Annotated in this window: 6 protein-coding genes; 5 read left to right on the top strand and 1 reads right to left on the bottom strand. The window is 37.1% G+C overall.

Going from position 1 to position 9,240, the window contains the following annotated elements; translation table 11 throughout:
- Window positions 1-1,885 (bottom strand): DUF1800 domain-containing protein (locus tag ACILQF_RS07085; protein ID WP_395626717.1); only part of this gene is annotated, 1,885 nt, incomplete at its 3' end.
- A 190-nt stretch (window positions 1,886-2,075) separates the two neighbouring features.
- Here ACILQF_RS07085 and mnmA point away from each other — a divergent pair.
- The 5 genes from mnmA to rnr form a co-directional block, all read left to right on the top strand.
- Window positions 2,076-3,164: a tRNA 2-thiouridine(34) synthase MnmA gene (gene mnmA / locus ACILQF_RS07080; protein ID WP_395626716.1), complete on the top strand. Its 1,089-nt coding sequence runs from the start codon at window positions 2,076-2,078 to the stop codon at window positions 3,162-3,164.
- Window positions 3,165-3,304: 140 nt separating this feature from the next.
- Window positions 3,305-5,893: a type I DNA topoisomerase gene (gene topA / locus ACILQF_RS07075; RefSeq protein WP_395626715.1), complete on the top strand. Its 2,589-nt coding sequence runs from the start codon at window positions 3,305-3,307 to the stop codon at window positions 5,891-5,893.
- 18 nt (window positions 5,894-5,911) lie between these two features.
- Window positions 5,912-6,316 carry a hypothetical protein gene (locus ACILQF_RS07070; RefSeq protein ID WP_395626714.1) on the top strand — a complete coding sequence of 135 codons (405 nt, stop codon included), beginning with the start codon at window positions 5,912-5,914 and terminating at the stop codon, window positions 6,314-6,316.
- Between the two features lie 201 nt (window positions 6,317-6,517).
- The gene (locus ACILQF_RS07065) at window positions 6,518-7,234 is read left to right on the top strand and encodes a 3'-5' exonuclease (protein WP_395626713.1); all 717 of its coding nucleotides are present in this window, start codon (window positions 6,518-6,520) and stop codon (window positions 7,232-7,234) included.
- Between the two features lie 95 nt (window positions 7,235-7,329).
- Window positions 7,330-9,240, top strand: a 1,911-nt coding sequence (rnr, locus tag ACILQF_RS07060; protein ID WP_395626712.1) for a ribonuclease R, incomplete at its 3' end; no start/stop codon positions are given.

The raw sequence follows: 9,240 nt of genomic DNA, 5'->3' as shown, positions 1-9,240 counted from the left end.
CCCCTGCCATTACGGCGGAATTAGGAACTTTCTTAATTGGTGTTTTATCTTCCATTAGTTGATCATCTTCCTCACTATTTACACTTTTCGGACTTGCATTTTGTAATGCAGCGGTTTCTACTTTTTTAACTAAATCAGGATCATTTAACATCAAACTCAAACGCTCAATAGTTTTATCAAGCTTACGCTCCGGCATTATGAGCTTACTGTAGCTCATAAGCGCAGCTTCCGAACTTTCGGGTTCATGGTTATTATTTAATGCCAAAAGGTCGAATTTGATACCTGGAATACGCTGAGAGGCCAAAGCCAAGCCAAAATTCATCCTGTTTAACAGAGATCCAGTATTTATCCAATATTGACCATTGTCCGGAAAACCAGTTGGAGCTTGATAATAGTACATTTTCTGCCCCATTTTACTGATCCATGTATTCAATTGAAAAGGTTGTTTTATGTCGGCATTCAAGCTGCGAACAGCACTCATGGCAAGCTCAAAGGGCGACTTCGTTTTTTCTCTAAGGGCCTCTGCCGACCAGAATTCGGGTGAAGTTACCATGCTTAACAAGACTGCAGAAATAGTACCATCTTTCTCCTTAAAAGTAGTTGCCATTCTTTCAATTAGTGTTTCTGAAGGATTATCATTCACAAATCGAATAGCTAATTTCCGGGATATAAATTTAGCAGTTGATGGATGTTTTGCAAGCATATTTAAAAGCTCTAATCCTTCCTCATATCCTCTATTTGCAGGAAAAACTTTTCCTAATACTGTTTTCGACCCACGATCATGACGATTGGCGGCAAAAAGAAAATCGCCATCAAAAACAAAACCTCTTTTCTTAAGAGTCTCCACTCCTATTTTATCAATCATTTTTTTTAAAGGAGCGCCATAGCTATTATCCAAAGGGGCAACAGACCATCCAGTTAAAATGCGGGCTGCTTGGGTCACATCCGACTGGCTATAGCCTCCATCAACGCCCAAAGTGTGTAATTCCATTACTTCACGAGCATAATTCTCATTTAAACCCTGATTTTTTTTATTCTCCTGTAATTTGGTTAAAACTTGGGATCGTATGGAGGTACTATCTCCCATTTGCATTGCCGAAACTTCAGGTTTTTGCCTTTGAATATTTGCATTTAAAGGTCTTTTTGTACTTTCTTCAGTGCCCGAACTACTAAAATTATCTAGAAAAAATAGCATAGCTGGAGATTTTGCCGTGGCAATCAACAAATCTGAAAATTGACCAAATACATGCGGACGGATCACATCGCGTTCATAAGCTGGAATATATTCGGCGCTAATATTTTTTGTTATTGATACATTAAAATGGTTAAACCAGAAGTCGCTTAAAACCTCATGCAATTGATTATTGCTATAAGCTGCCCTTAAAATCTTTTGATTAACTAATTGCCTAAAAAGCTCTGCTTGTGGTTTATAGCCCTTATCAAGCATGTATGTAGCTATTTGTTCCCGGTATTTCTTTCTATCCGAAAGATTTACTGAATCCTTATCAATTACTCCATCGCGAATGGCCCAGCGTAGGAGCTGTGCATTTTTAGGGAAAATCTTGATAACCTCAGCATTACTCAAATGTATTGCATCATAAGAACTCAACATTTTATTTAAACGCTCATCTTTCTGATTAGCAGTCAATTGTTGTAAAAACCATTTCTCTAATCCTATCTTTACCACCTCATCAATTTCCCCGGGCCTAGAACCAAAAGAAAAGCGATTCAATAAATGTGCAGCTGCTTCTCGCTCGCTCAATCCGGCATTTTTATAGGGAAATTTAATCTCTGCAGGACTTGATTCTATGTAAGCGGAGAAAAAAATTCCAGAAAAAGCCATTAAAAATGGCAGAAAAAAATAGCTTAGAATAGGCTTATTCATGATTATATTTATTTTTATAGGTCAGACTATAAAAGAGAGTAAAGGATTAAAAATAAAAAAATATTTTTTTGAAGGTATTAAATTGAAATCATTTAATATTTACCCGCGTCTGACTGACCCCCTATCAAATTATTTAATAAAGCCGTATCTTTGCACTAATTTAAAGGGCATTAGGCCGAGAAACAATTCGATGAGTAAAAGAGGTAGAGTTTTAGTAGCCATGAGTGGTGGAGTAGACAGTTCGGTGGCAGCAGTAATGCTTCACGAGCAGGGCTATGAAGTTATTGGCTTAACTATGAAGACTTGGGATTATGCCTCCGCTGGTGGTTCATCTAAAGAAACTGGCTGTTGTAGCCTTGATAGTATTAATGATGCGCGAGCTCTGGCAGTAGCTTATGGTTTTCCTCATTATATTTTAGATATCAGAAGTGAGTTTGGTGATTTTGTAATTGATAATTTCGTTGATGAATACTTATCAGGAAGAACGCCAAATCCTTGTGTTTTATGTAATACTCATATCAAATGGGAGGCTTTATTGAAGCGTGCCGACAAATTGGATTGTGAATTTATCGCAACAGGTCATTATGCCAATATACGTGTTCAGGACAGTGGCAGGTATGTTATTTCAAAGGGAAAAGATGAGCATAAAGATCAATCTTACGTATTATGGGGCGTTTCTCAAGAAAATCTTGCTCGCACACAATTTCCGCTCGGAGGCTTCGCAAAATCAGAAATTAGGCAAATGGCAGTAGATATGGGGCAATTTGATTTGGCAAACAAATCTGAAAGCTATGAGATTTGCTTTGTTCCTGATAATGACTACCGCTCCTTCTTAAGAAATAAGGTTGAAGATCTTGATGAGCGTATTGGACCAGGAAACTTTATGCTGAGCGATGGCACCATTGCCGGAAAACATCAGGGCTATGCCTATTATACTATAGGTCAGCGAAAGGGATTAGGCGTCGCTTTCGGTCATCCTATGTTTGTAACCCGAATTTTACCAGAAAGCAACACGGTGATGCTCGGCACAATCGATGAACTCGAGAAGTCTGAGGCAACAGTAAGAAATATCAATCTAGTAAAGTATGCAAGCATTACTGAACCCTTGGATGCAATTACTAAAATTCGTTATAAGGATTCTGGCGCAATGAGCACTCTTCTCCAAAGTGGCGACAATATCAAAATAAATTTCCACCATGCTGTTTCAGGTATTGCTCCGGGACAATCGGCGGTATTTTATGAAGGTAATGACCTGCTTGGTGGAGGATTCCTTGTTTAAGCTTTTTATAAAAAGAGCAAGCAAAATTTATTTTTCTCTGAAATTTTAGGCGATTTTAGCATTTAATAAGCGATTCAGTCGCTTCCTTATTTGCCATTCCCTTTAATAATACCTTTATTTGCATAATATCTCTGAATTGAATGGCTAAAAATCTACTAATCGTTGAGTCCCCGGCTAAGGCCAAAACAATCGAAGGCTACCTAGGTAAAGATTTCCTTGTAAAATCAAGTTATGGGCATATTCGTGACCTTATAAAAACTGATGATGCGATTGACGTAGGCCATAATTTCGAACAACGTTATGAGGTTCCAGCCGATAAAAGAGCGGTTGTAAACGAATTAAAGAGATTAGCAAAAGATGCAGAAATGGTATGGCTAGCATCCGATGAGGACCGGGAGGGAGAAGCTATTTCATGGCATTTATTTGAAACCTTGGGACTTAAAGAAGATAAAACGAAGCGTATTGTTTTCCATGAGATAACTAAAACAGCCATCTTAAAGGCAATAGAAAAACCTAGAACCATCGATTATAACTTGGTTTATGCGCAACAAGCGCGTCGGGTTTTAGATCGTTTGGTTGGTTTTGAATTATCGCCAGTTCTTTGGAAAAAAGTTAAACCTTCCCTATCTGCAGGTCGCGTGCAGTCTGTTGCTGTTCGTTTAATTGTTGACAGAGAACGTGAAGTAAATAAATTTTCTGCTACAGCTGCCTTCAAAGTTGTTGCCATATTTTATACTGATAAACAAAAAGAGGTCTTTCGTGCCGAGCTTCCTGAACGTTTTGAAAAAGCTCCAGAAGCAGAAAACTTCTTAAAAGATTGCATAAATGCAATTTATACGGTAAGAAGCCTAGAAACTAGACCCACAAAAAGAAGTCCCGCAGCTCCATTTACCACCTCTACTCTTCAACAAGAAGCAAGTAGAAAACTAGGTTTTTCGGTTGCAAGAACCATGTCTGTAGCTCAAAAATTATACGAGAGCGGAAAAATAACATACATGCGAACCGATTCTGTAAACTTATCGGAGACGGCTTTAAATGCCGCTGCAGCGGAGATAAAATCAGCTTATGGCGAGAAATATCATCAGTTAAGAAAATATAAAACGAAGTCTGCAGGTGCCCAAGAAGCTCATGAAGCTATCCGCCCTACTTATTTTGAACATCATTCAATTAGTGGTGACGCTTCAGAACAGCGTTTGTATGATTTAATATGGAAGCGCTCAATTGCTTCCCAAATGGCTGAAGCAAACTTTGAAAAAACAACTGCCAAAATCAACATTTCAACTCGAAGTGAAGAATTTGTAGCCAATGGTGAGGTAATGAAGTTCGACGGTTTCCTTAAGGTTTACATGGAATCTAGCGATGAGGATGAAACCGAAATTAACTTAGATGAAGAAAACGACAATTCTATCCTGCCTCCATTAGCGCAAGGTCAAACGCTTAATTTACGGGAAATGAACGCCACAGAGCGTTACTCTCGTCCCCCAGCTCGTTATACTGAAGCAAGCCTGGTAAAAAAATTAGAAGAACTTGGCATTGGCCGACCATCTACCTACGCTCCTACAATCTCAACCATACAAAATCGAGGTTATGTTGTAAAGGAAGAACGTGAAGGAAAACAGCGTGAATATCAGGTAATTAGTTTACAAAACAAGCAGATTACGTCTGCAATAAAGACTGAAAATACTGGAGCAGAAAAAAATAAATTATTTCCAACAGATATTGGTGCCGTTGTTAACGATTTCCTTGTTGAACATTTCAAGGGGATTGTAGATTTTAACTTCACAGCTAAGGTTGAAAAAGAATTTGATGAGATTGCACAAGGCTTAAAAAATTGGACAGAAATGCTCCGGTCATTTTATGATCCTTTCCATATTGAAGTTGAAGCTACTCTTTTAAACGCGAACCGTGCAAGTGGCGAACGTGAATTAGGTTTTGATCCTGAAACAGGTAAGAAAATATCCGTAAGAATTGGTCGCTATGGCCCATTTGTTCAAATTGGAGAAACCGCTGAAAATGAAGAGGATGAAAAACCTCGTTATGCTAGTTTACGTTCCGGACAAATGATTGAAAGTATTTCTTTAGAGGATGCACTAGATCTCTTCAAACTCCCATTCCAACTCGAAGATTATCAAGATAAAGAATTGAGTGTAGGTGTTGGTCGCTTCGGACCATATATAAAATGGGGCGAAAGTTTCATCTCTTTACCAAAAGGTGAAGATCCACTTTCAGTCAATTTAGAACGTGCCATCGAAATTATTGATGAGAAAAAGCTCGCAGATGCTCCTATTGCTCATTTCCAAGAATTACCTGTTACAAAGGGGAAAGGTCGTTTCGGCCCCTTCATCAAATGGAATAACCTCTATATCAATGTTCCAGCACGTTATAATTTTGATCACTTAGGTCAAGTTGAAATTGATGAGTTAATTAGCAAAAAAGTTGAAAAAGAGTCCAATCGCTTTATTCAGCAATGGCCATCTGATAAGATAGCCATTGAAAATGGCAGATGGGGACCGTTTATTCGATTTGAAAAGCAAATGTTGAAACTGGGTAAAAATCCGGCGAGTAATGATAAATACACAGTAGAAGAATTGTCGGAATTGGATCTTGAAAAAGTGAAGAAGTTGATTGAGGAGCAAGTTCCCGATGCATTTACTGCAAAAGCCAAAAAGGCAAGTAAAAAAGCTCCAGCAAAGAAAAGTCCGACGAAACGCCTAGTAAAAGCTAAATAATCATTTTTTGACTTTTAGATGAAAACAGATTTACCGGAAAATATCGTAGAAAATGTTTCTATAGCCATCGTTTTGGATTCGGCAACGCCCGAGGCAAAGCTCTGGAAGGTGTATTTGATTAATTTGAGGGCGGAGGCCATAGAAACTGTTCTGATCAGTTCTAAAGGTTATGGCGAAAAAGACGGAGGACAAATAAAAACATCCACTTTACGTCATTCACTGGGTAATATTGAAGCAAAATCATTTGTTCAAGTTGAACTAATTGACGAGCAGGTATTTGGGCTTACCAATGAATATTGGTTGAGTTATTACTTAGGAAACCAGATTTATGATAAAAAATTTATTTTTGTTCCGGAAAGCATTGTAGAAACAAATATGATAAGAGTACCCCTATTAAATAAAGCTGGGGTAATGATTGGCTAATTCTTCAAAAGCCATAAATAATTATTTTTTATCTTCCAAAAAACTAAAGAATTTTATTACTCTAAAATTCAAAAATAGATTCAAGTCATTAATAGCAATTTCATAGCTGAGGGATTGATGTTTGAACTTTGCCAACCGTTTACTCATTTTAATATTAAATTAGCGCTTAATACCGTAGTTTAACGCTTAGAAAATTCCATCATGTTAGAAAATATTGATCTACAGCAAATCATGGTTCTTGATATTGAAACTGTACCGCAATATCCTTCATTTAATGAGGTGCCGCAAGAATTTCAACACTTATGGGATCAAAAAACTAGGTTCCAACGACGTGATGGTGAAACACCTGCAGAATTTTATTCTCGTGGTGGTATTTTAGCCGAATTTGGCAAGATTATATGTATTTCTGTCGGAATTTTCTCTTCAAAAACAGAAAAGCTGAATCTCCGTATTAAATCTTTTTATGGTGATGAAGAAAAAGAATTATTACAATCATTTATAGATATTCTTAAAAAACAAGCAGATACACTCATTTTTTGTGCGCACAATGGTAAAGAGTTCGATTACCCCTATTTATGCCGCAGAATGCTAATTAACGGATTAAAAATACCCGTTCAATTAAATCTTCATGGGAAAAAACCATGGGAGATTTTGCATCTTGATACCATGGACTTATGGAAATTTGGCGATTTTAAAAACTACACCTCACTAAAGCTATTAGCCGCAGTATTCGGAATTCCAAGTCCCAAGGATGATATCGATGGTAGCATGGTTAATGATGTTTATTGGAAAGAAAATGATATAGAGCGAATACGTATCTATTGTGAGAAGGATGTAATCACCACAGCGCGAATTTTACTTCGATTTAAATCGCTTCCACAGCTTCCAGATGAGCAGATTACCATTGTTCAAGACTAATCATCCTAAACAAAGTAGTCATTCTTATGTTATCAAATCGTTAGCCTAGCTATTATTAATCCGCGAAGCCTTATCTTAGAAAAAATTAGTAAAAAATGTCAAAAAAGAAATCCAATAGCTTTAATCTGGTACTTAACAAACTCATCACAGATGTTTTTGAAAAATCAGGAAATAAGCCTCTAAATTATAAGCAGGTAGCTTCGAAATTAAATCTCCATGATGATGAATCCAGAGAATTAATTTTAGAGATCCTGAAAGAAGAAACAAAAAAAGGAATATTAAACGAGCCCGAAAAAGGTAAATTTTTACTGAAGCAATTAAAGACCTTTGTTACAGGTAAGGTTGATATGACTTCCGATGGTTCAGCCTATATTATTAGTGAAGATGAGTTTGAAGAAGATATTTATGTTGCTCCTAGGAAATTGCGCAATGCCCTACACGGGGATATTGTAAAAGTTTATGTTTATGCCAAAAACAAAGGTCGTAAAAAGGATGGTGAAGTAGTTGAGATCCTGCAAAGGGCAAAGATGGATTTTACAGGTATTGTAAATCTTTCCGATCGCTTTGCATTTTTCATTCCTGATGATCGCAAAATGCTCCATGATATCTTTATTCCTATTGATAGCTTAAAAGGAGCAAAGGATAAAGATAAAGCAATCGCAAGAATTGTTGATTGGCCTGAAGACGCCAAAAACCCTATCGGTCAAATAACCCACGTTTTAGGAAAGCAAGGTGAGAATAATGCTGAAATGAACGCCATTTTAGCTGATTATGGCTTCCCATTAGCCTTTCCTGACGAGGTTGAAAGGCAAGCAGAATCTATTGAGGAAATTATACCTGCCGAAGAAATTGCAAAAAGAAGAGATTTTCGAAATGTTCTAACTTTTACAATAGATCCTATTGATGCGAAAGATTTTGATGATGCAATTTCTTTCAGAAAACTTGATAATGGTAATGTAGAAATTGGAGTCCATATTGCTGACGTATCACATTATGTAAAACAAGGCACTGCCCTTGATAAAGAGGCTTTTGAGCGAGGCACTTCTGTTTATTTAGTTGACAGAGTGATTCCAATGCTTCCTGAGCGACTTTCAAATGGTTTATGCTCACTTAGACCCAATGAAGATAAACTATGCTTCTCGGCCGTATTTGAGCTTGATAATGAAGCTAATGTAGTTGAGCAATGGTTTGGCCGGACAATTATTCATTCTGACACTCGATTTAGCTATGAGGATGCTCAAGAAATATTAGAGAATAAAAGCGGCAAACACAGTGAAGAGCTTTTAAAATTAAATGAATTAGCCTATATTTTAAGAGAACGTAAATTTAAACATGGAGCCATAAGCTTTGAAAGTGTAGAAATAAAATTCCGATTAGATGAGCAGGGAAAGCCTTTAGGCGTTTATGCAAAAGAGCGTAAAGATGCCCATAAACTCATTGAAGATTTTATGTTGCTTGCCAATAAAAAGGTTGCAGAATTTATAGCGAAAAAGGGAAAGGGGAAGCAGAAACTAACTTTTGTATACCGTTCGCATGATTCTCCTAAAGAAGATGCACTCTTAAACTTTTCACAATTCGCATTGAAATTTGGCTATAAAATTGATACAAGCTCCGGGAGAGAGACTGCAAAATCACTCAATTTCTTAATGGCCGATGTAGAGGGTAAAAAAGAACAAAATGTATTAACCCAGCTAGCTATCCGATCAATGGCTAAGGCAGTGTACACAACAAAGAAACACAGTCACTACGGTTTAGCATTCGATTATTATACCCATTTCACCTCACCTATTCGACGTTATCCCGATGTAATGGTACATCGACTTTTAGAGCTTTACTTAGCTGGTGGAAAATCCGTTTCTGAAGATGAATATGAGAAATACTCCATGCATTCCTCTCAAATGGAAAAAAAAGCTGCAGATGCTGAACGTGCTTCTGTTAAATATAAACAAGCTGAATTCCTTCTTAGTAATATTGGAATGGAGTATAATGGCATAATTTCAGGTCTC

It is taken from the genome of Daejeonella sp. (assembly GCF_044232565.1).
Classification (GTDB): domain Bacteria; phylum Bacteroidota; class Bacteroidia; order Sphingobacteriales; family Sphingobacteriaceae; genus Daejeonella.
Note: the sequence above shows the minus strand (reverse complement) of the source record. Positions and strands in the feature narration are given on the sequence as shown.

Bases quoted from the DNA above. Each gene is read 5' to 3' on its own strand.
- topA (WP_395626715.1), top strand. From the start codon at position 3,305: ATGGCTAAAAATCTACTAATCGTTGAGTCCCCGGCTAAGGCCAAAACA.
- ACILQF_RS07065 (WP_395626713.1), top strand. From the start codon at position 6,518: ATGTTAGAAAATATTGATCTACAGCAAATCATGGTTCTTGATATTGAA.
- mnmA (WP_395626716.1), top strand. From the start codon at position 2,076: ATGAGTAAAAGAGGTAGAGTTTTAGTAGCCATGAGTGGTGGAGTAGAC.
- ACILQF_RS07070 (WP_395626714.1), top strand. From the start codon at position 5,912: ATGAAAACAGATTTACCGGAAAATATCGTAGAAAATGTTTCTATAGCC.